The sequence below is a fragment of the Vibrio sp. 10N.261.54.E10 genome, from assembly GCF_002877735.2.
In the GTDB taxonomy this organism is placed as follows: domain Bacteria; phylum Pseudomonadota; class Gammaproteobacteria; order Enterobacterales; family Vibrionaceae; genus Vibrio; species Vibrio crassostreae_C.
In genome coordinates, this window is the sequence record NZ_MCXE02000001.1 from 2,445,087 (window position 1) to 2,471,919 (window position 26,833).

Annotated in this window: 21 protein-coding genes and 10 tRNA genes; 1 reads left to right on the top strand and 30 read right to left on the bottom strand. The window is 45.7% G+C overall.

Translation table 11 applies throughout. The annotated features are described in order from the left end of the window. Nucleotides 1-38: 38 nt before the first annotated feature. From BCU07_RS10695 to pncC, 21 genes are all read right to left on the bottom strand, one after another. A complete protein-coding gene (locus tag BCU07_RS10695; protein WP_102428514.1) occupies nucleotides 39-2,897 on the bottom strand; it encodes a M16 family metallopeptidase in 2,859 nt (952 codons plus the stop codon). Between the two features lie 9 nt (nucleotides 2,898-2,906). Beyond that, nucleotides 2,907-3,368 carry a YqaA family protein gene (locus BCU07_RS10700; RefSeq protein WP_102428515.1) on the bottom strand — a complete coding sequence of 154 codons (462 nt, stop codon included), beginning with the start codon at nucleotides 3,366-3,368 and terminating at the stop codon, nucleotides 2,907-2,909. Between the two features lie 6 nt (nucleotides 3,369-3,374). Continuing rightward, complete coding sequence (locus BCU07_RS10705) at nucleotides 3,375-4,328, bottom strand: NADP-dependent oxidoreductase (protein WP_102319878.1); 954 nt, start codon at nucleotides 4,326-4,328, stop codon at nucleotides 3,375-3,377. Between the two features lie 172 nt (nucleotides 4,329-4,500). Beyond that, nucleotides 4,501-5,631: a sodium ion-translocating decarboxylase subunit beta gene (locus BCU07_RS10710; RefSeq protein ID WP_019825842.1), complete on the bottom strand. Its 1,131-nt coding sequence runs from the start codon at nucleotides 5,629-5,631 to the stop codon at nucleotides 4,501-4,503. Nucleotides 5,632-5,640: 9 nt separating this feature from the next. After that, nucleotides 5,641-7,416 (bottom strand): sodium-extruding oxaloacetate decarboxylase subunit alpha, encoded by a 1,776-nt coding sequence (gene oadA, locus BCU07_RS10715; protein ID WP_102428516.1) that lies wholly within the window; start codon nucleotides 7,414-7,416, stop codon nucleotides 5,641-5,643. A gap of 31 nt (nucleotides 7,417-7,447) precedes the next feature. Beyond that, nucleotides 7,448-7,705 carry an oxaloacetate decarboxylase subunit gamma gene (locus tag BCU07_RS10720; protein ID WP_004741884.1) on the bottom strand — a complete coding sequence of 86 codons (258 nt, stop codon included), beginning with the start codon at nucleotides 7,703-7,705 and terminating at the stop codon, nucleotides 7,448-7,450. 375 nt (nucleotides 7,706-8,080) lie between these two features. After that, nucleotides 8,081-8,157: transfer RNA gene (locus tag BCU07_RS10725), tRNA-Arg, on the bottom strand. Nucleotides 8,158-8,238: 81 nt separating this feature from the next. Further along, nucleotides 8,239-8,315, bottom strand: a tRNA-Arg gene (locus BCU07_RS10730). Nucleotides 8,316-8,372: 57 nt separating this feature from the next. After that, nucleotides 8,373-8,449, bottom strand: a tRNA-Arg gene (locus tag BCU07_RS10735). A gap of 58 nt (nucleotides 8,450-8,507) precedes the next feature. Continuing rightward, nucleotides 8,508-8,584 (bottom strand) — tRNA-Arg (locus BCU07_RS10740). An 82-nt stretch (nucleotides 8,585-8,666) separates the two neighbouring features. Continuing rightward, nucleotides 8,667-8,743 (bottom strand) — tRNA-Arg (locus BCU07_RS10745). A gap of 80 nt (nucleotides 8,744-8,823) precedes the next feature. Next, nucleotides 8,824-8,900 (bottom strand) — tRNA-Arg (locus BCU07_RS10750). Nucleotides 8,901-8,967: 67 nt separating this feature from the next. Further along, nucleotides 8,968-9,044, bottom strand: a tRNA-Arg gene (locus BCU07_RS10755). 89 nt (nucleotides 9,045-9,133) lie between these two features. After that, a tRNA-Ser gene (locus tag BCU07_RS10760) sits at nucleotides 9,134-9,226 on the bottom strand. A gap of 44 nt (nucleotides 9,227-9,270) precedes the next feature. Next, nucleotides 9,271-9,347, bottom strand: a tRNA-Arg gene (locus BCU07_RS10765). Nucleotides 9,348-9,390: 43 nt separating this feature from the next. Further along, nucleotides 9,391-9,483, bottom strand: a tRNA-Ser gene (locus BCU07_RS10770). A 474-nt stretch (nucleotides 9,484-9,957) separates the two neighbouring features. Next, nucleotides 9,958-10,155, bottom strand: coding sequence for a carbon storage regulator CsrA (gene csrA, locus BCU07_RS10775; protein WP_004415691.1), 198 nt, complete (start codon nucleotides 10,153-10,155; stop codon nucleotides 9,958-9,960). A gap of 92 nt (nucleotides 10,156-10,247) precedes the next feature. Beyond that, nucleotides 10,248-11,429 carry an aspartate kinase gene (locus BCU07_RS10780; protein ID WP_080583151.1) on the bottom strand — a complete coding sequence of 394 codons (1,182 nt, stop codon included), beginning with the start codon at nucleotides 11,427-11,429 and terminating at the stop codon, nucleotides 10,248-10,250. 220 nt (nucleotides 11,430-11,649) lie between these two features. Next, a complete protein-coding gene (alaS, locus tag BCU07_RS10785; protein ID WP_102428517.1) occupies nucleotides 11,650-14,232 on the bottom strand; it encodes an alanine--tRNA ligase in 2,583 nt (860 codons plus the stop codon). A 332-nt stretch (nucleotides 14,233-14,564) separates the two neighbouring features. Continuing rightward, a complete protein-coding gene (gene recA, locus BCU07_RS10790) occupies nucleotides 14,565-15,605 on the bottom strand; it encodes a recombinase RecA (protein WP_017056586.1) in 1,041 nt (346 codons plus the stop codon). A gap of 139 nt (nucleotides 15,606-15,744) precedes the next feature. Beyond that, nucleotides 15,745-16,239 (bottom strand): nicotinamide-nucleotide amidase, encoded by a 495-nt coding sequence (gene pncC, locus BCU07_RS10795; RefSeq protein WP_029235458.1) that lies wholly within the window; start codon nucleotides 16,237-16,239, stop codon nucleotides 15,745-15,747. A gap of 124 nt (nucleotides 16,240-16,363) precedes the next feature. Here pncC and mutS point away from each other — a divergent pair, with 124 nt between their 5' ends. Then, a complete protein-coding gene (mutS, locus tag BCU07_RS10800) occupies nucleotides 16,364-18,925 on the top strand; it encodes a DNA mismatch repair protein MutS (RefSeq protein WP_102428518.1) in 2,562 nt (853 codons plus the stop codon). A gap of 140 nt (nucleotides 18,926-19,065) precedes the next feature. Here the strand turns inward: mutS and rpoS are convergent, their stop codons facing one another. The 9 genes from rpoS to eno form a co-directional block, all read right to left on the bottom strand. Beyond that, nucleotides 19,066-20,046: an RNA polymerase sigma factor RpoS gene (rpoS, locus tag BCU07_RS10805; protein WP_017059027.1), complete on the bottom strand. Its 981-nt coding sequence runs from the start codon at nucleotides 20,044-20,046 to the stop codon at nucleotides 19,066-19,068. 98 nt (nucleotides 20,047-20,144) lie between these two features. Further along, nucleotides 20,145-21,059, bottom strand: a complete 915-nt coding sequence (gene nlpD, locus BCU07_RS10810; RefSeq protein WP_102428519.1) for a murein hydrolase activator NlpD — start codon at nucleotides 21,057-21,059, stop codon at nucleotides 20,145-20,147. A gap of 34 nt (nucleotides 21,060-21,093) precedes the next feature. Continuing rightward, nucleotides 21,094-21,720: a protein-L-isoaspartate(D-aspartate) O-methyltransferase gene (locus BCU07_RS10815; protein ID WP_017059029.1), complete on the bottom strand. Its 627-nt coding sequence runs from the start codon at nucleotides 21,718-21,720 to the stop codon at nucleotides 21,094-21,096. Then, nucleotides 21,721-22,464: a 5'/3'-nucleotidase SurE gene (gene surE / locus BCU07_RS10820; RefSeq protein WP_017067358.1), complete on the bottom strand. Its 744-nt coding sequence runs from the start codon at nucleotides 22,462-22,464 to the stop codon at nucleotides 21,721-21,723. 81 nt (nucleotides 22,465-22,545) lie between these two features. Further along, nucleotides 22,546-23,592, bottom strand: a complete 1,047-nt coding sequence (gene truD / locus BCU07_RS10825; protein ID WP_102394113.1) for a tRNA pseudouridine(13) synthase TruD — start codon at nucleotides 23,590-23,592, stop codon at nucleotides 22,546-22,548. Between the two features lie 22 nt (nucleotides 23,593-23,614). After that, on the bottom strand, nucleotides 23,615-24,094 hold the full coding sequence (gene ispF / locus BCU07_RS10830; protein WP_017067356.1) for a 2-C-methyl-D-erythritol 2,4-cyclodiphosphate synthase: 480 nt from the start codon (nucleotides 24,092-24,094) through the stop codon (nucleotides 23,615-23,617). Between the two features lie 2 nt (nucleotides 24,095-24,096). Beyond that, nucleotides 24,097-24,798, bottom strand: coding sequence for a 2-C-methyl-D-erythritol 4-phosphate cytidylyltransferase (ispD, locus tag BCU07_RS10835; protein ID WP_017067355.1), 702 nt, complete (start codon nucleotides 24,796-24,798; stop codon nucleotides 24,097-24,099). Next, the gene (gene ftsB, locus BCU07_RS10840; protein WP_010435786.1) at nucleotides 24,798-25,079 is read right to left on the bottom strand and encodes a cell division protein FtsB; all 282 of its coding nucleotides are present in this window, start codon (nucleotides 25,077-25,079) and stop codon (nucleotides 24,798-24,800) included. The genes ispD and ftsB overlap by 1 nt, the downstream gene beginning before the upstream one ends. 399 nt (nucleotides 25,080-25,478) lie before the next feature. Further along, the gene (gene eno, locus BCU07_RS10845; RefSeq protein WP_017063215.1) at nucleotides 25,479-26,777 is read right to left on the bottom strand and encodes a phosphopyruvate hydratase; all 1,299 of its coding nucleotides are present in this window, start codon (nucleotides 26,775-26,777) and stop codon (nucleotides 25,479-25,481) included. Nucleotides 26,778-26,833 lie beyond the last annotated feature (56 nt).

Consider the following 26,833-nt stretch of genomic DNA (forward strand, 5'->3'; position numbering starts at 1 on the left):
AAAAGTAGAGTCTCTTCCCTCCCCCTTTAATGTGTACTCTAACGAATGATTTCAAGCTCTTCTATTGGAATATCTAACTTTTCTAATTGCGGGCGAAGCGAAGTCGCGTCACCAACAACGATTATTTGATAATCATTCGGGTCAAACCATTTCTTAGATAGCTCGTTTAAGGTCTCTTTTGAAACCGTTTCAACTATCTGATTACGCTGTTGTAGGTAATCTTCATCAAGGCTCAATGCAACAATATTACTCAACAACCCCGCCTTTTGACTTGGCGTTTCGTATTTAAGTGCATCTTGTTGACCGACGGCAAGGCGCATAAATTTCACCTCTTCGTCAGTTAATCCACTTTGGCTAAACTCATTCAGCTCATTAATAAACTCTTGAATCGATGGAACCGTCGCATTCGCCCTTACCTGCGCGCTAAATACCACTGCGCCAGTTTCACGAGTACTTGCGAAGTAACCGCTTGCACCGTAAGTGTAGGCTTTGTCTTCACGTAGGTTCTGGTTGATACGGCTATTGAAGTTGCCCGCTAAGTTAAAGTTAGTTAACTGGCTCAAATACAATTCGCCCGTCGCATCAAACGGCAGGCCCTTACGAACCAAGCGAACAATGCTTTGCGGCGCACCCGGTTTATCAACTAAGTACAGGTGCTGACCAGAAAGCTCTTTAACGATCTGTGGACGCGTTAATGGTGCCGCATCGCCTTGCCACTCTTCAAAGAATTGTAGCTGTTTCCCTACCTCTTTCTTCGAGATGTCTCCCACCACAACAATATTGGCACCTTCTGGTGTGTAATGTTGCGCATAGAATTTTTTCACATCGTCTAAGGTCAATTTCGATAGAGATTCCTTAGTACCATCACTTGCACGAGCAAAAACAGTGTCACCAAACAGCACTTCACGGGTTGCTTGAGAAGCCATCCAGCTTGGCTGCTGATGCTGATACACAACGCCTTCTAGCATCTGTTTCTTAACGCGCTCAAAATCTTGCTCATCGAACATAGGATCGAATAGAACCTCTTGCACAATCGCTAAGGTTTGAGGCAAGTTTTTCTCTAGCGTCGAGACTGAAATATCTGTGGTGTAGCTGCCCGCACTAATGCTCACGCTGCTACCAAGTTTATCTAAGGTCGCTTGTAACTCTTCAACGGTTCGTTTAGTTGAGCCTTCTTCCATCATCGAAGCCGTTAGGTTCGCTAGGCCTTCTTGCCCTTTGCGAACATAGCGTTCGCCTGCAGGCAATTGAATTTGCAGCTGTACTGTCGGCGTTTCACTGGTCACGGTACCAATTAAGTCAGTGCCATTTGCAAAGTGCATGCGGTACAACTCAGGCATGGTCGCCTCAACACCAAAGTTCACTTCTGGCATCACACTGCGATCAAAGGTATCCGGTGCCTTTCTGAAATCCAGTTGATCTTCCGTCACCTTGCTGTATTCCGGCAACGTACGTGGTGGCGTGGTAAAGGTCGCTTCACGAACCGCCAAATCGAGCTTTTTCTTAGGAACCACACTCAAGGTAACCTTGTGCTTACCTTCGATGAAATCTTGGTATGCCTTGCTCACGCTCTCAGGCGTCACCGCTCGGATTTGATCGAGTTGTGATTCAATGCGATCAGGCTGACCATAGAAGGTTTGGTTCGACGCGAGTTGCGACACCTTACCTTTAACGCTTTGCAATGCAAAAACAGCATTCGCTTCGGCCATGCCAGTGATCTGGTCTAAACGCTCTTGCTCAACGCCCTCTTTCGAGAATTGCTCCAGGGTATCCATCAGCTCTTTATTGAGAACCGTCAAATCGCCTTTTTCACCTGAGTTGCCCATTGCATACACGTACATGGTACACGCCAACTCAGCACAATCATGGAAAGAGCCAGCGCTGACGGCCTTCTGCGTTTTTACGAGGTTTTGATATAGGTAACTGTTGGTACCTGAACCTAACACGTTAGACAATGCATTCAGTGAAGCTTGCGTCTCTTCACCGCGATACGTTGTTGGCCACCCCACCAGCACCATCGGCTGACGAATATTGTCTTCTAAGGTGATGTATTTATCTTCTGTTAGAACAGCAGGTTGCTTCTCTGCCGCCTTCACTTCAGGGCCTTGAGGAATTGAACCAAAGTACTTGTTAACCCATTCTAGCGTGTCATCAACGTCGATATCACCACCAATCGTTAACACGGCATTGTTTGGGCCGTACCAACGCAGGAAGAACGCTTTAAGATCATTCACGTCAACACGGTCAAGATCTTCAACATAGCCGATTGGTTGCCAAGAGTAAGGGTGACCTTCAGGGTAAAGCGCTTCGCCCATGCGTTCCCACATCAAGCCGTAAGGACGATTTTCGTAGCTCTGCGCTCGCTCGTTCTTGACCGTGCCTCTTTGAACCTCAAATTTCTTCTGAGAAACAGCATCCAACAAGAAGCCCATTCGGTCTGATTCTAACCACAACATTTTCTCAAGTTGGTTAGAAGGAACAGTTTCAAAATAGTTGGTGCGGTCACGGTTGGTCGTGCCGTTTAACGAGCCACCCGCTTCGGTAATGATCTTAAAGTGCTGTTGGTCACCAACGTTCTCTGAACCCTGGAACATCATGTGCTCAAAGAAGTGAGCAAATCCCGACTTGCCTATCTCTTCACGTGCTGAACCGACGTGATAAGTTACATCAACATGCACCAACGGATCGGAATCATCAGGGGAAAGAATAACTGTCAGACCGTTTTCAAGCTGATACTTGGTGTAAGGAATCACTACTTTATCTTTAGAGGGCTTAACCTCTTCTAACAGAGTGACACCTTCAGGTAACGAGGAAAAGAAGGGCGTTGAGCTAGGTACATTGTAAGAACAGCCAGCAATGGCGATAAGAGAAAATGTACCAAGTAAAACCTTTTTCATAGGTTCTCCTTAGAAAAAACCGAAGTAGATAGCAGCAAGTAAGCTATAGCGAGCGGCTTTGCCAATCGCTATCAAAATAACGCTAGGGATGAATTTCATTCTTAGCCAACCCGCAACGAGACACAAAGGGTCACCAATGATCGGTAACCAACTAAATAACAGTGTCCAGTAGCCATAGCGACTCAGCCAAGCCATAGCCTTATGACCATGCTTTTCAGATTGAGTTCGATTAGGCAACCACAAACCAATCCAATAGTTAGTCAGGCCGCCTAAGGTATTGCCTAATGTCGCCACTAGAATGATCGATGAGGTTGAAAACTGATCTAAGCTCAATGCAGCCACAAGGCTAGCTTCTGAACCACCGGGGAGTAACGTGGCACTCAAGAAGCCACTAATGAAGAGTACCCACAGCGCCGAGTCCGAGAACCACAGCGCGATATTTTCAAAAAGGGAGTTAAAAAATTCTAACACTGCCTATCAACTTTCTTGCATTTTAAGTAGCACCTTGCCTCTGGTGTGTCCGGTTTCAACCTGCAGGTGCGCCGACTGCGCCTCGTCTAATTGGTAGATACCTTGAATTTCTGTTTTGAGTAATCCGACACTGACCATGTAAAGCATAGTGTCCATTTGCTCAGGGCTTGGTTCAACCAGCATGCCTGATGCAGTAAAACCTAATAGTGTGGCTTTTTCGCAGATAAGTTCTGCAGATAGAGTCGGCACAGTCACGACTCGCGCGTCATCTTTTAGGCACTTCAATGCATCAAGCGCGGTATCGCCGCCGACCAAGTCAATCAACACATCGACATCAGATACTCTTTCTGATGCTGGTGCAAACTTATAGTTAATCGCGTGAGCACCTAGCGTCGCAAGGTAATCAAGGTTGGCTTCGCTGCAGGTTGTGTAAACCTCTGCTTTTGCTGCCACTGCAATTTGAACCGCAAGGTGACCAACGCCGCCCGCGCCCGCCAAGATAAGCACGCGGTCGCCTTCTTTCACTTCGGCTTTGTTGAGCGCTTGTGCCGCTGTTTGACTCGCGAGTGGTAATGCAGCTGCCGCTTCTAGAGTGACAGAATCAGGAACCATACTTAATGCAGCTTCTGGAACACACACATATTGGCTGTAACCGCCACCTTGCAGTGGAAAACCAATAAAGCCAGCTACGTTATCACCAACAGTAAAGCGTTCAGCCTGTTCGCCTAGCGAGACAATTTGCCCTGAAATATCGTAGCCAGGTACCCAAGGTAGGTTATCTTTGTTTTGTGCTGCCGCCCAACCAAGGCCCGCTCGGGTTTTGACATCAATCGGATTAATGCCTGAAAAGGAAACTTTAACCACCACTTCTCCAGCCTTAGGCTCAGGGATCGCACTGGTTTGAATACTTAAGTTTTCGACGCCGCCGAATTGAGTAATCGCAATCTGTTTATTTTCCATTTCCACATTTCCTTGATTGATAAAAGCCCTAGTGAGCAAGCACCCTAATTAATAAAAAGAAAGGGATGCGAAAGCATCCCTTTGACTATAAACCATTTAATAAGGCTAAGTTAACCGCTCATTCGTAAATTGACGACCAATTAACGTAACGATACATGACCCAGCAAATCCACTAGCCCACGAGAGCTAATAGAATACCCGCCGCAACCGCACTACCAAGTACACCGGCTACGTTCGGGCCCATTGCATGCATCAACAAGAAGTTCTGAGGGTTTGCCTCAAGACCAACCTTGTTCACAACACGTGCCGCCATTGGAACCGCTGATACGCCAGCTGCGCCAATCAGTGGGTTGATGTCCTCTTTCGAGAATCGGTTCAACACCTTAGCCATCAATACACCACCCGCCGTACCGATACTGAACGCGACCGCACCTAAACCTAGAATACCCAATGTTTCTAAGTTCAAGAACGTATCCGCTTGAAGCTTAGAACCAACCCCTAGACCTAGGAAAATAGTTACAACGTTAATCAGTTCGTTTTGAGCTGTTTTTGAAAGGCGATCAACCACACCCGCTTCACGCATTAAGTTACCCAAACAGAACATACCAACTAGAGGTGTTGCTGAAGGTAGGAACAAAATCGTCATCAGTAGTACAGCAAGCGGGAAAAGAATCTTCTCGGCTTTGCTAACGTGACGAAGTTGAGCCATCTTAATTTTGCGCTCTTCAGGAGACGTTAACGCTTTCATGATTGGTGGCTGAATGATCGGAACCAAAGCCATGTAGCTATAAGCCGCTACTGCAATGGCACCTAAAAGATCCGGAGATAACTTACTCGCCAAGAAGATCGCAGTTGGGCCATCGGCACCACCAATGATCGCAATTGACGAAGCATCGGCCATCGAGAACTCCATTCCTGGAACGTAGTTCAGCAAGATCGCGCCAAATAGCGTCGCGAAGATACCAAACTGAGCCGCAGCCCCTAGCCACAACGTTTTAGGGTTCGCAATCAACGCACCGAAGTCCGTCATCGCACCAACACCCATAAAGATCAGCAGTGGGAAAATACCTGTCTCAATACCAATGTAGTAGACGTAGTAGAGCAAACCACCTGGATCAGTAAACCCAGCATTTGGAATGTTTGCTAATACAGCACCAAAACCAATAGGCAGTAGAAGTAACGGTTCAAATCCTTTACGAATTGCCAAAAACAACAGTAAGCAACCAACCAGCATCATACAGATCTGGCCGAACTCAAAGTTCGCAATCCCTGTTTCAGACCATAAGGTCATCAATCCTTCCATGGTACTCCCTTACGCTAAGCTTAGTAGTGGAGCGCCTACAGTAACTGCATCGCCTTCTTTAACATTCAATTCTTGAACGATACCACCACGAGCAGCACGAACTTCCGTTTCCATCTTCATCGCTTCTAGGATTAGTAGAACGTCGCCTTCAGAAACCTCAGTACCCGCCTGAACGTTTACTTTAAAGATGTTACCCGCCAATGGAGCTGGAACCGCTTCAACGTCAGACGCTGCTACTGGTGCAGCCTGAGCAGGTTTTGCAGATGGCGCCACCGATGTCAGTTCACCTTGTGGGCCAACTTCAACATCGTAAACTTGACCATCAACCTTCACGCTGTAGCTTTCAATACCACCAGAAGCTTGTACAGGAGCTGCAGCAACTGGAGCCGCAACTTCTAGCGTTGGTGCAGGTTCAAATGCTTCAGGATTACGACGGTTCTTAAGGAACTTAAGACCCACTTGTGGGAAGAGCGCGTAAGTCAGTACATCATCAACCGTATCTTCAGCTAGAGAGATACCCTCTGATTTCGCTTTCTCTAACAGATCCGTCGTTAACGTATCCATTTCAGACTTAAGTAAATCAGCAGGACGACAAGTAATCGGCTCTGCACCGTCTAGAACTTTCGCTTGCAGTTCAGCATCCACTTCAGCAGGAGCTTGACCGTATTCACCTTTCAGTAGACCAGCAGTCTCTTTCGTGATGCTCTTATAGCGTTCGCCCGTTAAGACGTTAATAACCGCTTGAGTACCGACAATCTGAGAAGTTGGTGTTACTAAAGGAATGTAACCAAGCTCTTTACGTACGCGTGGGATCTCTTCTAGAACTTCATCCATGCGATCGGCGGCGCCTTGCTCTTTAAGCTGGCCTTCCATGTTAGTTAACATTCCGCCAGGAACTTGAGCGATTAAGATGCGAGAATCGACACCTTTTAGCTGACCTTCCCATTTCGCGTACTTTTTACGTACATCACGGAAGTAAGCCGCGATGGGTTCGATTTGGTCTAGTTTAAGATTCGTGTCGCGCTCTGTACCTTCTAACATCGCAACAACCGTTTCGGTTGGCGTATGACCGTAAGTACAGCTCATTGAAGAAATAGCGGTATCTAGAATGTCGATACCCGCTTCAACGGCTTTAACCGCTGTTGCAGTCGATAGACCAGTTGTCGCGTGGCTATGCAGTGCCAGAGGAACGTCACACGATGCTTTGATACGTGTAATCAGCTCTTCTGCTTCATACGGCTTTAATAAACCTGACATATCTTTGATACATAGTGAGTGACAACCTAGGTCCTCTAGGCGCTTAGCCAAATCAACCCAAGTATCTGAATTGTGGACCGGACTGGTTGTGTAAGACAACGTACCTTGAGCGTGGCCACCAACGTCGATCGTTGCTTTCACTGCTTTTTCAAAGTTACGTACGTCATTCATCGCATCAAAGATACGGAATACGTCCATGCCGTTTTTATGGGCACGTTCAACAAATTTTTCTACTACATCATCCGCGTAGTGACGGTAACCCAACAGGTTTTGACCACGCAGTAGCATCTGCATTGGTGTGTTTGGCATCGCTTTTTTAAGTTCACGTAAACGCTCCCATGGATCTTCTCCAAGAAAACGGATACACGAATCAAATGTCGCGCCGCCCCAAGTCTCAAGTGACCAGTAACCGACTTTATCCAGTTCTGCCGCAATTGGCAGCATATCTTCGATACGCATACGAGTAGCAAATAGTGACTGGTGCGCGTCACGAAGTACCACATCTGTGATAGCTAGTGGTTTAGACATGCTCATAAACTCCTTTTTAATCCTTTAAATGCTACTTAGCAGTAGACGCACGGTATTGATGAACCGCGGCCGAAATTGCTGCCACTACCTGTGGACTAACAGCTGAAGGGTTTGATTGTGATTTTTGAATTTTTTTAGGTGCTGCGATCGGCTCTGGTACTTCTTCTGGTACCAGTTTTGACATCAACCGAACGAGGTAAACTAGAATAGTTAGAAAAATAAAGACAACGGACATCCCCGTTATCATTAGAGTCGCCGCATCTCCTAGCAGGCTTCCAATATTAGTCATGTTGCTTCCTTTCTTCGTCATCCTGACATACGTACAGGATTTCAGCGAATAGTGATCCCGACCCATGGATTATCTCGATTGGTAAAAGTTTGTCAATTTTGTTTAAGGTTCTGTTACGGATAACGCACACATAAGGTTAATTATTCGCCTATCAGATCACATAAATCTGTCAAATACGTCATTTTTAGATATTTAAACTGTGACTTAAACGGGGCTTTTCTGGGAATTGATATGAGAAAGGTGGAATAACAAAGAAGCAATCAAGAACTACTTTAAATACAACAAGTTAAACAACTAACAAATTTAACATTATCGCAACAAATTTGCAGCAGACATAAAAAAAGCCTCGTATAAACGAGGCTTTTTCTAATAATGTGGCGCGCTCTGGAGGATTCGAACCTCCGACCGCCTGGTTCGTAGCCAGGTACTCTATCCAGCTGAGCTAAGAGCGCACGGTTTTAATATCAATTCATTGTTACTAACAAGAGATCAATATAAGGATTTCATTCTTATAAGAAAAAAGCCCTAAATAGTGGCGCGTCCTGGAGGATTCGAACCTCCGACCGCCTGGTTCGTAGCCAGGTACTCTATCCAGCTGAGCTAAGGACGCACGGTTTTCGATATCAGTATTTCCAATATCAGGAGTTCACAAGGAAACCCTAAAGAGTGGCGCGTCCTGGAGGATTCGAACCTCCGACCGCCTGGTTCGTAGCCAGGTACTCTATCCAGCTGAGCTAAGGACGCGCAGTTTTCGATATCGGTATTCCCAATATCAGGGGTTCATAAAAGAAACCCTAAATAGTGGCGCGCTCTGGAGGATTCGAACCTCCGACCGCCTGGTTCGTAGCCAGGTACTCTATCCAGCTGAGCTAAGAGCGCACGGTTTTAGTATCAATTCGTTGTAAACAACAACAACTCAATACAAGGACTTCTGTTCTTATAAGAAAGAAGCCCTAAATAGTGGCGCGTCCTGGAGGATTCGAACCTCCGACCGCCTGGTTCGTAGCCAGGTACTCTATCCAGCTGAGCTAAGGACGCACGGTTTTTGATATTAATTCTCGACGAACGATTTATCAATATCAGGATTCACATTCTTATAAGAACTAAACCCTAAATAGTGGCGCGCTCTGGAGGATTCGAACCTCCGACCGCCTGGTTCGTAGCCAGGTACTCTATCCAGCTGAGCTAAGAGCGCACGGTTTTAGTATCAACTTAGTCAATACAAGGACTTTCATTCTTAAAAGAAATAAACCCTTAAATAGTGGCGCGTCCTGGAGGATTCGAACCTCCGACCGCCTGGTTCGTAGCCAGGTACTCTATCCAGCTGAGCTAAGGACGCACGGTGTTCATTCATTAAGAATGAAGTTGTGAAATATATCACATTCTTCTTGCTACGAAGAAAAAAAAAGGCCATCGGCCTGTAATGAATGGCGGTGAGGGAGGGATTCGAACCCTCGATGCAGCTACAAACCACATACTCCCTTAGCAGGGGAGCGCCTTCGGCCACTCGGCCACCTCACCTAATTCATTATTCTCAAATCACTTACAAGTAAGAGAAGAGAGAATGGCGCGTCCTGGAGGATTCGAACCTCCGACCGCCTGGTTCGTAGCCAGGTACTCTATCCAGCTGAGCTAAGGACGCACATTTACATTGTCTAAATTGCTAATTTTAGACTCGCAAGAAATGGCGGTGAGGGAGGGATTCGAACCCTCGATGCAGCTACAAACCACATACTCCCTTAGCAGGGGAGCGCCTTCGGCCTCTCGGCCACCTCACCGTCTTGCGGAGGCACATATTACGTTTTACCGAAAATATGTCAAACACTTTATTGAAAAAAATTGGACAAAAACACTCAACCGTTTGCTATTTAATCAAAGCGCTTGCAAATTGAACTTATAAGATTCAAATCGCGCTTTTTCCCTTAAAAATTAAGGTGAAAGATTGGCAATAATAAACAGCCGAAAACAATTATCTAATTTCTCCAGCAGCAAGTGCTACCGCTGATGGCACAATACTACGGGATGCGTATTTTCGCCATAGGGGAAGCGAATAAATCTTGAGTTTTGCCAAACAAAATACAGAGCAACAGTTCTGTTCAACCTTGTCTGTATCTCGCAGCATCACAAAGCATTCACTTCACCACTTTGAGACCGATCCGTTATCCAACCCATCTATGTCCCAATCAGTGTTTCGGTTCCCCAAGATCAAAAAAGGCTAGCAACAATGCTAGCCTCTTCTCTACGCAAAAGTATTAGTAGTTGCCAGATGCAACGTTACCATTACCTTTTTCAGCTTGAATGCGCATGTAGATCTCTTCACGGTGAACAGATACTTCTTTAGGTGCGTTAACACCGATACGTACTTGGTTACCTTTAACGCCTAGTACAGTAACTGTTACTTCATCACCAATCATCAGTGTTTCGCCAACGCGGCGAGTCAAAATTAGCATTCTTTGCTCCTTGAGTAATCTCTAAATTTATCTAGCTACGAGAGCATTATCCAACAAAAGTTATATTTTCGTAAACTATCGATTGAGTTTATTTAACCAAAATGCACTTCTTTTTTAAGATAACCCTGTGTTTCACGCGCTACGATGTATGCATTGTGTAATATGTTAGCAGCTATATCGACTTGCGTTGGTGATATCACCAAAGTTAAAGACTGCTGCTGCAATAAGTGATGTTGTACATCAATTTCGCCTTCAGACAACAATCCATGTGAACTGACCACAATTTCTTGCGTTCGGCTTCCTACCACAGTTAACAAACTAACATATTCACTATTACGGATTTTTTCAGCAAAAACTAGTTTTAATTTAGCACTTATGTCCGGTTTGATAATGAGCGCTGCCCGTTCTGTTTCCTCGATCACACTACAGACTTCGATCCCTAACAACTGGCAATGCGACATGAGAGACGGTAAATCTTGATTCAAACACTCGATGCGAACCATATCTCTTTGAATGGCTATTCCAGCAATATCATTCAAACAATCATTACCCGCGATGAGAGTGCCCTCGCCTTCTTCAAAACTCGAAAGTACTCTTAGTGGTACATTGTGTCGCCACGCATGCTGAACACATGGAAGGTGCAAAACCTTAGCGCCTCGGCGAGCCATTTCTTCCATAGAGGGAAAGTCTAAGGTATCTAATTTTTTAGATTGCTTAACCACTCTAGGGTCGCAGGAATATACGCCATCAACGTCGGTATAGATCTGACACTCTTTAGCTTGAAGCGCGCCCGCTAATGCAACGGCCGTGGTATCTGAACCACCTCGCCCTAAGGTTGTGATATCACCTTTCGCGTTAACACCTTGAAAACCTGCAACAATGACAATCTGGTCATCATCTAACAGCGCTCTAATAGGAGCGGTATCAATACGCTCAATCGTCGCATTATTATGATTAGAATCGGTGTGTATCTTGGCTTGATAACCGGTCATCGATGTCGCTTCATAACCCAACTTGTGCAACGTCATCGCCAACAAAGCCATGGAAACTTGTTCTCCAGCCGTTAACAACACATCCAATTCTCTAGCGTTTGGGACACTATCAACTTGTGAAGCTAAGTTAACTAACCGATTTGTTTCACCTGACATAGCAGAAACGACAACCAAGATCTGGTTCCCTTCATTTTTCGCTTCAATGATTTTTTCTGCTACATGATGGATCCGCTCTATTGAACCCACCGACGTTCCACCAAATTTCTGCACGATAAGAGGCATTTTCACCCGTCCTCACCTTCCCAAGACCAATGTCTATATATGACAAAAAAACACATACTCCGCGTCAGGGCGAAGCAATAAAAAATTAACCAAGGAGTCTAACGCCACCATTAGACTTCTTGGTTAATCTCAATCAAACCTTGTTTAAACACACTTCCAATAGGCAAAATAAAAGATGCCCAATCAACTGATTGGGCATCTTTGTATCAATTACTTAAGCTTAAAGACGCTCTTCTAGCCAAGTACGCACAGATTTAAGTGCTTCTGGCAGTGCTTCAACGTCGGTACCGCCCGCTTGAGCCATATCTGGACGACCGCCGCCTTTACCTCCAACTTGCTCAGCAACCATCTTAACGAGGTCACCCGCTTTTACTTTGCCGATAAGGTCTTTGGTTACGCCAGCAATCAAGCCAACTTTACCGTCTGCGATATTCGCAATCAGGATGATGCCGCTACCTACTTGGTTTTTAGCGTTATCAACCATAGTACGTAGGTTCTTGTTGTCTGCGCCTTCAATTGCAGCAACCAAAACTTTAGTACCAGAGATGTCTTCTACTTTGCCCATGATGTTTGCGCTTTCTGCAGCAGCCATCTTTTCTTTAAGCAGTTGGATTTCTTTCTCTAGCGATTTCGCTTTCTTAGCTGATTCAGCCAATTTCTCTTCGTAAGCGTTAGCCTGAGCTTCTACTGCATCTAGAGCAGCTTCACCCGTTACCGCTTCAATACGACGAATACCCGCAGCAATACCACCTTCAGAAGTGATCTTGAATAGGCCGATATCACCCGTGTTGCTTGCGTGGATACCACCACAAAGTTCAGTCGAGAAATCGCCCATAGATAGAACGCGAACTTCATCATCGTACTTCTCGCCAAACAGTGCCATTGCACCTTTTTCTTTCGCTGACTCGATGTCCATGATGTTCGTTTCAATCACATGGTTCTTACGAACTTGTGCGTTAACTAGACGCTCTACTTCTTTAATCTGTGCTGGTGTTACCGCTTCAAGGTTAGAGAAGTCAAAACGTAGGTTATCTGGCTTAACTAAAGAACCTTTCTGAGCAACGTGCTCACCTAGCACTTCGCGCAATGCAGAGTGAAGTAAGTGAGTGGCAGAGTGGTTTAGTGAGATAGCAGCTCGACGCTCAGCGTCAACCGTTGCTTCTACTTTATCGCCCTTAGCAAATACACCTTCAACTAGCTCACCGTGGTGCGCAAATGCGTTACCTAGCTTCTGAGTGTCTTGTACTTTGAAAAGACCCGACGCTGTTTTTAGTGTACCAGCATCACCACATTGACCGCCTGACTCAGCGTAGAATGGTGTCTCTTCAAGGATGATGATTGCTTTGTCGCCAGCCGATAGTGAAGATACTTCTTCGCCGTCAACGAATAGCGCAGAGATTTCACCAGCACCTTCAGTTGCTGTGTAACCACAGAACTCAGTATTGGTGTCTACTTTGATTGTCGCGTTGTAATCCGTGCCGAATTGGCCAGCTTCACGTGCACGCTTACGCTGTGCTTCCATCGCCTTCTCAAAGCCTTCTTCATCGATAGTAAAATCGCGTTCGCGAGCTACATCGTTAGTAAGGTCAGCTGGGAAGCCGTATGTATCGTAAAGTTTGAAAACTGTTTCGCCGTCAAGCTCTTTGCCTTCAAGTGCATCTAGTGCGTCATTAAGAATAACCATGCCGCGCTCTAGCGTACGACCAAAGTTCTCTTCCTCAATGCGAAGTACTTTTTCAACCAGCTCTTGCTGTTTCTTAAGTTCATCTGCCGCAGAGCCCATCACTTCAGCCAGTACGCCCACAAGTTTGTGGAAGAACACGCCTTGTGCGCCAAGCTTGTTACCGTGACGAACTGCACGACGGATGATACGACGTAGAACGTAGCCACGACCTTCGTTTGAAGGCATAACACCGTCAGCAATTAGGAATGAACAAGAACGGATGTGGTCAGCAATAACGCGTAGCGATTGGTTAGATAGATCGTCATGACCAACAACTTCCGCAGTCGCTTTGATTAGCTTTTGGAATACATCAATTTCGTAGTTAGAGTGAACGCCCTGCATGATTGCAGAAATACGCTCAATACCCATACCTGTATCTACAGCAGGCTTAGGTAGCGGTTCCATTGTGCCGTCAGCGTGACGGTTGAACTGCATGAATACGTTGTTCCAGATCTCGATGAAACGGTCACCATCTTCTTCAGGTGTACCAGGACGGCCGCCCCAGATGTGCTCACCGTGATCGTAGAAGATTTCAGTACATGGACCACAAGGACCTGTGTCACCCATCGTCCAGAAGTTATCAGACTCGAACTGTTTACCGCCTTCTTTGTCGCCAATGCGAACGATACGGTCAGCAGGAACACCTACTTTCTTGTTCCAGATATCGAATGCTTCATCATCTGTCTCGTATACCGTTACCAGTAGACGATCTTTTGGCAGTTGAAGAGTTTCAGTCAGGAATTCCCAAGCAAATCCAATCGCTTCTTCTTTGAAGTAGTCGCCAAAGCTGAAGTTGCCTAGCATTTCGAAGAACGTGTGGTGACGAGCCGTGAAACCTACGTTTTCAAGGTCATTGTGTTTACCACCCGCACGTACACAACGCTGAGCCGTAGTTGCTCGAGTGTAGGCACGCTTTTCGGCGCCTAAGAAGCAATCTTTGAATTGGTTCATACCTGCGTTAGTGAATAGCAGGGTTGGATCGTTATGTGGAACTAACGATGAACTGTCTACGATTTGGTGTTCTTTGCTCTCAAAGAACTTAAGGAACGCGTTGCGAACCTCATCAGTGCTCATGTACATGCAGCTCTTCCTGAAAATAGTCGAGTTAGAATTTTGCCGTATTGTAGATCATGGTTAAGGCTTCGACTAGTTTTCTTGTAGAAAAGACACCCTTGGGCAGGATTTTAGTGGGAATTCGATAAAATGAAGAATATTCCACTATATCTTGCCGTGGAAAAGCAGAACTAAATTGACGACCTAGTACCGAAGAAACTCAGTCAACGAGAGAGATTTGACCAAAGACATGCTCGACGGAGCAGATCCAATAAAAAAGCCCCGCATAAAATATGCGAGGCTTTAAATTCTTTCAAAGCGGATGCTTCTTTCAAACATCCACTCTATAAAACGTGAGCTTATAGCTCTTCGTTTTCTTCTTCTTTCTCTACGTCTTTCTCTTCAAGAACAGCAGGAGTCAGTAGTAACTCACGAAGTTTAGTATCGATCTCTAGAGCAACTTCTGGGTTTTCACGTAGGTATTTACCAGCGTTAGCTTTACCTTGGCCGATCTTATCGCCTTTGTAGCTGTACCAAGCGCCTGCTTTTTCTACTAGCTTATTCTTAACACCTAAGTCGATAAGCTCACCTTCGCGGTTGAAGCCTTTACCGTAAAGGATTTGAGTCTCAGCTTGTTTGAATGGTGCAGCAATCTTGTTCTTAACGACCTTGATACGAGTTTCGTTACCAACAACTTCATCACCATCTTTAATCGCACCAGTACGGCGAATATCAAGACGAACAGATGCGTAGAACTTAAGTGCGTTACCACCTGTTGTTGTTTCTGGGTTACCGAACATCACACCAATTTTCATACGAATTTGGTTAATGAAGATAGCCATACAGTTAGACTGCTTAAGGTTACCCGTCAGCTTACGCATTGCTTGAGAAAGCATACGAGCCTGAAGACCCATGTGGCTGTCGCCCATTTCGCCTTCGATTTCTGCTTTTGGTGTTAGGGCTGCTACTGAGTCAATAACAAGAACGTCGATTGCACCTGAACGAGCCAGTGCATCACAGATTTCCAGCGCTTGCTCACCAGTATCTGGTTGAGAAACAAGAAGTGCATCGATATCAACACCAAGCTTTTGAGCGTAGATAGGGTCTAGTGCGTGCTCCGCATCAACGAATGCACACGTCTTTCCCACTTTCTGTGCTGCAGCAATAAGCTCAAGCGTTAGCGTTGTTTTACCTGATGATTCTGGACCGTAAACTTCTACGATACGTCCCATCGGTAGGCCACCAGCACCTAGTGCGATATCTAGAGATAGAGAACCTGTAGAAATAGTTTCTACGTCCATTGTGCGGTTATCACCAAGACGCATGATAGAACCTTTACCAAATTGCTTTTCAATCTGACCAAGGGCTGCGGCTAACGCTTTTTGTTTATTCTCGTCCATTTCTATCTCCACATAATCGGTTGTCTCAACAAGCGATCTAGAATCTATTTCTAACCCACATAGGGGTGACTAATTGGCTTTCATTATACTGTTGATTCATACAGTGTCTATACCTGTATGAAAATAATTTGTACAAATGTTACTTACCTTCCATTGATAGGTAATCATAAATAACTTGCAGGGCATGGTGCGTGGCTTGTTGGCGTACTTGTGATCTGTCGCCTGTAAATACATGCGTTTCTACTTTATCCCAGCCATTTAGCGCTTTCCACGCGAAGCATACTGTACCAACAGGCTTATCTTCGGTCGCGCCACCTGGGCCAGCGATGCCACTGATTGATACAGAGATCGTCCCGTTTGAATGTTGCAATGCCCCGCTCGCCATTTCTATTACGACAGGCTCACTCACGGCGCCGAACTCCATTAAGGTTTTAAGTTGTACACCTATCATCTCTTGTTTGGCTTCATTGCTGTACGTAACAAAAGCGCGGTCAAACCACCCAGAGCTGCCCGCAATATCGGTGACTGCACTCGCGACACCTCCGCCAGTGCAAGATTCAGCCGTCACTAACACGTGTTTGTGTTTAGCGAGTAAATGTCCAAGCTGCTCACTAAGGTCTTGAGTCATCTGCATCATCTGCTTCCCTTTATTTACTGTCATATCATTTGGATTCGCATCTTTTCGCATCAGCCGCTTTTCGCACGAAACGCTTTCACGTATCCTAAGCCGCAATAGAAATAAACGAAAGAAGTTAACTGTGAAAGCCGATCAAAAACATACTCCCATGATGCAGCAGTATCTAAAACTGAAAGCAGAAAACCCAGAAATTCTGCTGTTCTACCGCATGGGCGATTTCTACGAGCTTTTCTACGATGACGCTAAAAAAGCCTCTCAACTCCTCGATATTTCACTGACTAAGCGTGGCTCATCAAATGGTGAACCGATTCCGATGGCAGGTGTTCCATACCATGCGGTTGAAGGATACCTTGCAAAGTTAGTGCAACTTGGTGAGTCCGTAGCAATTTGTGAACAGATTGGTAATCCAGCACTTTCAAAAGGCCCTGTTGAGCGCGCAGTAGTGCGTATCGTGACACCGGGTACCGTAACCGACGAAGCCTTGCTTTCTGAACGCGTTGATAACCTAATTGCAGCCATTTATCACCACAACGGTAAATTCGGTTATGCGACACTTGATATTACCTCTGGCCGATTCCAACTTTGCGAGCCAGAAACAGAAGAAGCGATGGCCGCTGAGCTACAAAGAACCTCTCCGCGTGAGCTGCTGTTCCCTGAAGATTTCGAACCCGTCGATTTAATGGCAAGCCGTAATGGCAACCGCCGCCGCCCTGTATGGGAATTTGAATTAGACACCGCTAAGCAGCAATTGAATAAGCAGTTTGGTACTCGCGATCTGGTTGGCTTTGGCGTAGAAAGCGCGAAACTGGGTCTATGTGCGGCTGGTTGTTTGATCCAATACGTGAAAGATACCCAACGTACTGCCCTCCCTCATATCCGTTCACTCACGATGGATAAACAAGATCACTCGGTGATCCTTGATGCTGCAACTCGTCGTAATTTGGAGATCACGCAAAATCTTGGGGGTGGTACTGATAACACCCTTGCCGAAGTACTTGATCACACTGCGACAGCAATGGGTAGCCGTATGCTTAAGCGTTGGTTACATCAACCAATGCGCAATATATCTGCACTCGATCGGCGCTTAGATGCAATTGGTGAAATGAAAGATTTGGCTCTATTCACAGAACTACAGCCAACCTTAAAACAGATTGGTGATATCGAACGTATTCTCGCTCGATTAGCACTTCGCTCTGCTCGCCCTCGCGATATGGCGCGTCTTCGCCAAGCAATGGAATATTTGCCAGAGCTTGCTGAAACACTGACGCAACTGAAGCACCCATACCTAACTCAACTTGCTCAATATGCTTCTCCTGTGGATGAGGTTTCTGAGCTGCTTGAACGTGCAATCAAAGAGAACCCACCGGTGGTTATCCGTGACGGTGGTGTGATTGCAGAAGGCTACAATGCCGAGTTAGACGAATGGCGCGACCTTGCAGCAGGCGCAACTGAATTTCTTGATAAGCTTGAGCAAGAAGAGCGTGAACGTCATGGCATCGACACGCTAAAAGTTGGCTACAACAACGTACATGGTTTCTTCATTCAAGTAAGCCGTGGGCAAAGCCATCTTGTGCCGCCACACTATGTTCGTCGTCAAACGCTGAAAAATGCTGAGCGTTACATCATTCCTGAGCTAAAAGAGCACGAAGACAAAGTACTTAACTCTAAGTCGAAAGCACTCGCTATCGAGAAACAGCTGTGGGAAGAGTTGTTTGACTTACTACTGCCGTATCTAGAGCGCCTACAAAATATCGCCTCTTCAGTATCTCAGCTTGATGTTATACAGAACTTGGCTGAGCGTGCAGATACCCTTGATTACTGTCGTCCAACCATGACAGAGTCTGCTGGCGTACAAATTCAGGCCGGTCGTCACCCTGTTGTTGAACAAGTGATGGACGAACCTTTCATTGCTAACCCTATCGACCTGAATGATCAACGTAAGATGCTGATCATCACGGGTCCCAACATGGGTGGTAAATCGACCTACATGCGCCAAACGGCACTCATCGCATTGATGGCTCATATCGGTTGTTATGTTCCTGCAGAAAGCGCAACCATCGGCTCTATCGACCGTATCTTTACGCGTATTGGCGCATCCGATGATTTGGCTTCTGGCCGTTCAACCTTCATGGTTGAGATGACAGAAACCGCAAATATCCTGCACAATGCAACACCAAACAGCCTTGTGCTAATGGATGAAATCGGTCGTGGTACCAGTACTTACGATGGCCTGTCTCTGGCTTGGGCAAGTGCAGAGTGGCTAGCCAATCAAATCAATGCGATGACACTGTTTGCAACGCACTACTTTGAGCTAACTGAACTACCTAACCAACTTCCAACTTTAGCAAACGTACACTTAGATGCGGTTGAACATGGTGATAGCATTGCCTTTATGCACGCAGTTCAAGAAGGTGCTGCAAGTAAATCTTATGGTCTAGCGGTTGCAGGTTTAGCTGGCGTACCGAAAGCAGTGATCAAGAATGCTCGTGCGAAGCTGACTCAGTTAGAAGCGTTAAGTATGGAGTCGCCAACATCGAAGCCAAGCGGTGTCGATATCGCAAACCAACTGAGCCTGATCCCAGAACCGAGTGAAGTAGAGCAAGCGCTAGCGAATGTTGATCCTGATGATCTAACTCCTCGCCAAGCATTAGAAGAACTTTACCGCTTGAAGAAGCTGCTTTAGTTTCTTACCAAGTAGCTTGTTATGGCCGTACTGCTATTTTGATTAGACGGCATGAAATACCAAAGCCACAAACAAAAAAACGCTGACTTAAAGTCAGCGTTTTTATTTGTCTTCTATTTAGAGAAGCATCATCCGTTCAATTAGTCGTTTTCTACGTTGAACAGGTTTTCCATATTCAGACCTTGCTTGATAAGAATCTCACGTAGACGGCGAAGACCTTCAACTTGGATTTGACGAACACGTTCACGAGTCAGGCTGATTTCGCGGCCCACTTCTTCTAATGTTGACGGTTCATAACCCAGTAGTCCAAAGCGACGCGCAAGCACCTCTTTCTGCTTAGGATTCAGCTCATCAAGCCAGAAAATCAACGAGTTCTTGATATCGCTATCTTGAGTTGAAACCTCAGGATCTGAATTATTGATGTCTGGAATAATATCCAACAGCGCTTTCTCACCGTCACCACCAATTGGCGTATCAACAGAGCTCACTCTTTCGTTTAGACGAAGCATCTTGCTCACATCACCAACCGGCTTATCTAGCTTAGAAGCAATTTCTTCTGCCGTTGGTTCATGGTCAAGCTTTTGTGATAGCTCTCTTGCAGTACGTAGGTAGATGTTCAGCTCTTTCACAACATGGATTGGCAAACGGATAGTGCGAGTCTGATTCATTAACGCACGTTCAATGGTTTGACGAATCCACCATGTCGCGTAAGTTGAGAAGCGGAAGCCACGCTCTGGATCAAACTTCTCTACGGCGCGAATCAAACCTAGGTTGCCTTCTTCGATTAGATCGAGAAGTGCAAGGCCGCGGTTGCTATAACGACGTGAAATTTTGACCACTAAACGCAGGTTACTTTCGATCATGCGTTTACGTGCTGCTTCATCACCGCGTAGAGCTCGACGTGCATATAGCACTTCTTCTTCAGCGGTTAGTAGTGGTGAGAAACCAATTTCGCCTAAGTAGAGTTGAGTGGCATCTAAACTTTTAGACGTAACTTCAACTTCTTCTTTCGCTTCGGTTTTCTTAGTGACTGTTCGTTTTGCTTTTCCAAGAGCTTCCGGTTCCGTGGTTGCTTGGTCAAGATCGAACTCTTCTTTGGTTACTGCATTGCTTATACTCATAACGCCTCCCCCTGGCGAAATTAGCATGACATCACAACTTTATATGTCGCTAAATGACTATGTCACTCCATACAATATGTATTATTTGCATATTGTATTTAAGGCAAATATCGTTTTGGATTAACGGACTTACCTTGGTAACGAATCTCAAAGTGCAGCCTAACACTGCTGGCTCCAGAGCTTCCCATTGTTGCAATCTTCTGCCCTGGTTTCACACTTTGCCCTTCAGATACTAATAGTCGGTCGTTATGCGCGTATGCACTTAAGTAATTATCATTATGCTTCACAATCACTAGATTGCCGTAGCCTCGTAATGCATTACCCGAATAAACAACCGTTCCCCCTGCAGTAGATACTATTGGCTGACCTCGCTGTCCTGCTATGTCTATGCCTTTATTTCCTTGTTCGCCTACAGAGAAACTCTTGATTACTCTCCCTTTAGTTGGCCATAACCATTTGGATACTTTATCACTTGTTGGTTTGGTGGGCGGTGTAACATTCTGTTTACCTTTAGAACCAACATACTCCTTTGATTTGGATTGTTCAACCTTCTTTGGTGGATCTTTTTTCACCACTTTGGTGGTAGTTTGAGCTGGAGCCGGTTTAGAGTTTTTGCTCTTTTGCGATGTGGTTTTCGGTTTACTTGCCGCAGATGACGTTGTGGATGCGGCGACAGGCGCAGCAACTGCTGCTGCCGCTACCGTTGACTTACCATACGCTGGCGCGTTGTAGCTAGGACGCCATAACTTAAGCTTCTGCCCTGGGTGGATAGTGTAAGGAGCAGACAACTTGTTATAACCGATGAGGTCTTTAACGTCTTTATTGGTGACATAAGCAATGAAATAAAGCGTATCGCCTTTTTTAACTTCATAGTAACTGCCACGATAACTACCACGATCAATCGATGAGTAATTCTTGTTTAGGTTTGAAACGGGCGCAGGCGAATTCGCTGCACACCCAACAAGGGCACAGCTAAGCAGTAAAGTACTTCCTTTTAACAACTTCGAACGCATCGACTCTCTATCCACCTACACCATTAGTCTTTTATTAAGCTAGCTCACCAGGAACAAGAGGTACAAATCTCACCATCTCGATAACACTCGATAAAAACTCATCGCCGTGTCGAACGATCTTCAATAGTTGCTGTTCGTCATCACCGACTGGAATCAGTAAACGACCGCCATCTTTCAGCTGTTGCAGAAGCGCTTGAGGAATCGACTCTGCAGCGGCGGTGACAATAATCGCATCAAAAGGGGCTTTTGAAGACCAACCTTGCCAACCATCACCGTGCTTAGTTGAGATATTGTAGAAATCGAGTTGCTTCAACCTACGCTTGGCATCCCATTGTAGCGACTTTATTCTTTCAACCGAATACACATGATCAACAAGTTGAGCCAATACCGCAGTTTGGTAACCAGAACCCGTTCCGATCTCCAAGACACGGCTATCTTGTTGTAATTCAAGTAGCTCTGTCATTTTAGCAACAATGTATGGCTGTGAGATTGTCTGACCCTGACCGATAGGCAGCGCATTATTATCATAGGCTTGGTGATACATCGCCTGTGATAAAAAGCTCTCTCTCGGCAGTTGGTAAATCGCATCAAGAACCTTTTGATCCTGAATACCATTTTCAATCAGGAAAGTAATTAAACGCTCAGCTTGCGGATTACTCACTTACTTCTCCCCTAACCATGTTGCCATCGCACCCAACGACTCATGCGCCGTCAGATCAACCTGCAACGGTGTTACCGACACAAAGCCATGCTCAATCGCGTAAAAATCGGTACCTTCACCGGCATCTTGCTCTTTACCCGGAGGGCCAAGCCAATAGATATCGTGACCACGCGGGTCTTTTTGCTTGATCATATCTTCAGCGTGGTGACGAGCACCGAGGCGCGTAACTTGAGTACCAGAGAGTTGTTCTAAAGCCAAATCAGGCACATTGACGTTTAACAGGCGATTAGTTGGGATTGGGTTGACTAAATGTTGTTCGACGATACGACGAGCAATCGCTGCCGCTGTCTTAAAATGTTTTTTACCCACCAATGAAAATGCCACCGATTGAACGCCTAAGAAATGCCCTTCCATTGCGGCTGCGACTGTGCCTGAATAAAGCACATCGTCACCAAGGTTAGCACCGTGATTAATACCCGTTAAAACCAGATCGGGCATATCGTTCTTGAGCAGTTCATTTAACGCAAAATGCACACAGTCGGTCGGCGTGCCTTGTACCGAGTAGGTATTTTCTGCAATTTCTTGAACGCGCAAAGGTTGTTCTAAAGTTAATGAATTTGAAGCACCTGAGCGATTTCGGTCAGGTGCCACAATGATAACTTCAGCAAGATCACGTAATTCATTTGCTAGCTCATGAATACCTTGAGCGTGCACACCATCATCATTGCTGAGTAAAATCTTCATCTTGTATCCTTTCTTTTGTTCCCATGCTAATCCAAGTCACTTAAATTCCAATATCAAGTGACTCAGCTCCAAGCAGAATCGTTATTGCTCGTAGGTTCTCTCTACGTGTACTTCTTCAACCAACTCTCGAACGATAGCGGTTGCGAAACAACCTGCGTCTAGAGAGAACTTAAGAGTGACATTATCTTCGTTCACTTCCCAAGTTAAATCGGTTGGTTTTAACGATGCTTCACGACGGTCATGGCGCATGCGGTTACCGCGAATCAGCGCCATTAGGTCAGGTTCAGAATCAAGATGTTTTTGCTCTAACGCTTGAGACTCATCAATCGTTGGTAAGGCATTATCGCCAGCCAAAGCAACAGTTATCAAAGCAGAACCGTTCGCAATGTCTTGGTTTACAGCTTCAATGTTGTCTGCTGTTACTGCCAGTTGAGCGCCGTCTTTCATGACAATATCGCCAACCAATGCCGATGCAAACGCATCTTGCTCAATACGGTCCGACAGGATCAGGTTGTAAATCCACGAGCGAGCCGCAGAAAGGTACAAGCTGCGCTTATTCTGGTTACGAGTACGAACGTTATCACGGCCCCAACGACGAGCTTCAGATAAGTTGTTACCTTCATTACCAAAACGCTGAGCACCGAAGTAATTTGGCACACCGACTTGAGCGACTTTTTCCAAACGTTTTACGACATCATCACAGTCTGTTACTTCAGACAAAGTCAGCTCGAATTGGTTGCCAACTAAATCACCCGGACGTAACTTTTTGTTGTGTCTTGCTGTCGCCAAGATCTCAATGCTTGGGTACTGTGCTAAGAACCCTGAAAAGTCAGGCTCACCTTTTGGTAGGTGTACACTCAACCACTGCTCTGTCACAGCGTGGCGGTCTTTCAAACCCGCCCAGCTCACGTCTTTCGACTTAACACCGCAAGCTTTAGCCAGCTCATTGGCCACGAAGCTCGTGTTCTCACCCGTTTTACGGATGCGAACCATGAGATGCTCGCCTTCGCCGGTAAATTCAAAACCCAAGTCTTCATTAACGACAAAGTGTTCGGCTTTTGCTTTTAGTTTTGCTTTCGCAGTTGGTTTACCGTTTAGATAAGCCAATGAAGATAAAATATCTGACATGCTGTTCTTTTCGTGTTGGTGCTTACGCACTTTTGGTAATTAGGACCACCGCTTCACATGCGATGCCCTCTTTGCGACCTGTAAAACCTAAACGCTCTGTGGTCGTCGCTTTTACATTCACATTACTGATGCTGGTTTCTAAGTCTTGTGCAATAGCTTGGCACATAGAGTCTATATGAGGCGCCATTTTTGGTGCTTGCGCCATGATAGTAATATCGGCATTACCAATCACGTAGCCTTGCTCTTTTACTCGACGATAAACATCTTTCAGTAGCTCACGGCTATCCGCACCTTTCCATTCGTCATCGGTATCAGGGAAATGACGACCAATATCACCCGCAGCAATCGCACCCAATAGAGCGTCACATAACGCATGTAGGGCAACATCACCGTCTGAGTGTGCAATAAGACCTTGTTCATAAGGGACGCTCACGCCACCAATAATTACCGGGCCTTCACCACCAAACTTATGTACATCAAAGCCATGGCCAATACGAATCATCATTATTCCTTATTCTGACTTAAATAGAACTCAGCAAGCGCTAAATCTTCAGGCTGAGTAATCTTAAAATTATCTGAACGCCCCGCCACTAAAGCGGGCGATAAACCTTTCCATTCAAAGGCTGAGGCTTCATCAGTAATTGAAGCGCCTTGTTGCAACGCCTCACTTAATGCCTTCCACAGAGGCTTTGCTCTGAACATTTGCGGCGTAAGTGCATGCCATAAATCGGCACGCTCAACGGTATGCTCGATCTGCCCTTGGGCACCGCGCTTCATCGTGTCACGAACTGGAGCCGCTAAAATAGCGCCCACATCATGGCTCATCGCGCCGGAAATTAGCTTGTCGATATCACTTAGCTGAACACACGGCCTTGCCGCATCGTGAACCATTACCCAATCACTAAGCTGCTGCTCAGCGATATAGTTTAGCGCAGAGAGTACAGAGTCCGCTCGCTCGCTTCCGCCTGACACTCTGATCACTTGCGGGTTCAGGTTGAGTGCTAGATCTGGGTAGTATGGGTCATCATCGCTGATCGCAACGACAATTTGAGCGACTTGTGGGTGAGACAGTAATTTCTCAATGGTGTGCTCTAAAATTGTTTTGCCGTGAATCTTGAGATATTGCTTAGGGCGGTCTGCCTTCATTCGGCTACCGACGCCCGCCGCAGGTACAACGGCAATCACGCTTTGAAGTTGAGTCGACATTAATGGGATTCCTCACCAATGATGCGATAAAACGTTTCACCTTCTTTGACCATTCCAAGTTCATGACGTGCGCGTTCTTCTATCGCGTCTAAGCCTTGGCGTAGATCGTCAATTTCAGCAAACATTTCTGCATTTCGAATATGCAGCTTTTCATTTACTTGCTGTTGAACTTGGATTTCGTTGTTCACACCGTAGTAATCAGAGATACCATTTTTACCGAGCCACAGTGTGTGTTGTAGCCAGCCAAACACTATGAGCAGTACTAAAGCAAAAATTCGCATAACACCTTTCGCCGGTTGAAAAAGAAGGAACTAGAATAAGGCACATATATACCATAATGAGCTTATTGGTGCGAGATATGTGGTGTCAGGGAATCAATAAGTCGGGGAGTCATTGTCAGGAAAACAATGAGATTCCCTACTCCTTCCTTCGTCAGTCTAGGGAATGACGAACTTTATATGTGACAAGGAGGAGCTTTAGAGCCTAGAGCTTCTTCCCATCATTTTTACAGGCAAAAAAATGCCCCGCATAAGCGAGGCATTCAAAAGTATTAGTGCATAATTCTAACTAGTTGGTGCTGTAGCAAGGCAACAAAGAAGATTCAGCTATGGAGCATAGTTTCCTATGTGACTTAGTGAATCTTCTGCAGTTAACGCAGCTACAGTGCCAAATAGGACGAATTATTGACCTTTAACTTCTTTAAGACCGTTGTAAGGAGCTTTAGAACCTAGAGCTTCTTCGATACGGATAAGTTGGTTGTACTTAGCAACACGGTCAGAACGGCTCATAGAACCAGTTTTGATTTGACCTGCAGCTGTACCTACCGCTAGATCAGCGATAGTTGCATCTTCAGTTTCGCCAGAACGGTGAGAGATTACTGCAGTGTAGCCAGCGTCTTTAGCCATCTTGATAGCAGCTAGAGTCTCTGTTAGAGAACCGATTTGGTTGAACTTGATAAGGATAGAGTTAGCTACGCCTTTCTCGATACCTTCAGCAAGAATCTTAGTGTTTGTAACGAACAGATCGTCACCAACGATTTGAAGTTTGTTGCCTAGAAGTTCAGTTTGGTGCTTGAAGCCATCCCAATCTGACTCGTCAAGACCGTCTTCAATAGAAACGATTGGGAAGTTGTTCGCTAGCTCAGCTAGGTAGTGGTTGAACTCTTCAGAAGTGAAAGTTTTACCTTCGCCCTTCATGTTGTAGATACCAGCTTCTTTGTCGAAGAACTCAGATGCTGCACAGTCCATAGCAAGAGTAACGTCTTTACCTAGTTCGTAACCAGCAGCTGCAACAGCTTCTGCGATAACTTCTAGAGCTTCAGCGTTAGACTTAAGGTTAGGAGCGAAACCACCTTCATCACCAACTGCAGTGCTGTAGCCTTTAGACTTAAGAACTTTAGCTAGGTTGTGGAATACTTCAGCGCCGATACGTAGACCTTCTTTAAGAGTTTTAGCGCCAACTGGTTGGATCATGAACTCTTGGATGTCAACGTTGTTATCTGCGTGCTCACCACCGTTGATGATGTTCATCATTGGTAGAGGCATAGAGAACTGACCAGCAGTACCGTTTAGCTCAGCGATGTGCTCGTATAGAGGCATGCCTTTCGCAGCAGCAGCAGCTTTTGCGTTAGCTAGAGATACAGCTAGGATAGCGTTCGCGCCGAACTTAGACTTGTTATCAGTACCGTCTAGGTCAAGCATGATTTGGTCAACGTCAGCTTGTGCTTTAGCGTCAGTACCAACTAGAGCTTCAGCGATTGGGCCGTTTACAGCTTCAATAGCTTTAAGAACACCTTTACCTAGGAAACGTGATTTGTCGCCGTCACGTAGCTCAAGAGCTTCGCGAGAACCAGTAGATGCGCCAGATGGAGCAGCAGCCATACCTACGAAACCGCCTTCTAGGTGTACTTCAGCTTCTACAGTTGGGTTACCACGTGAATCGATGATTTCACGACCTAGAACTTTAACGATCTTAGACATTGAATGTTTCCTTCTCGTTGAATATATAAATGTCAAATTTAAAGGTAGCAGCACAA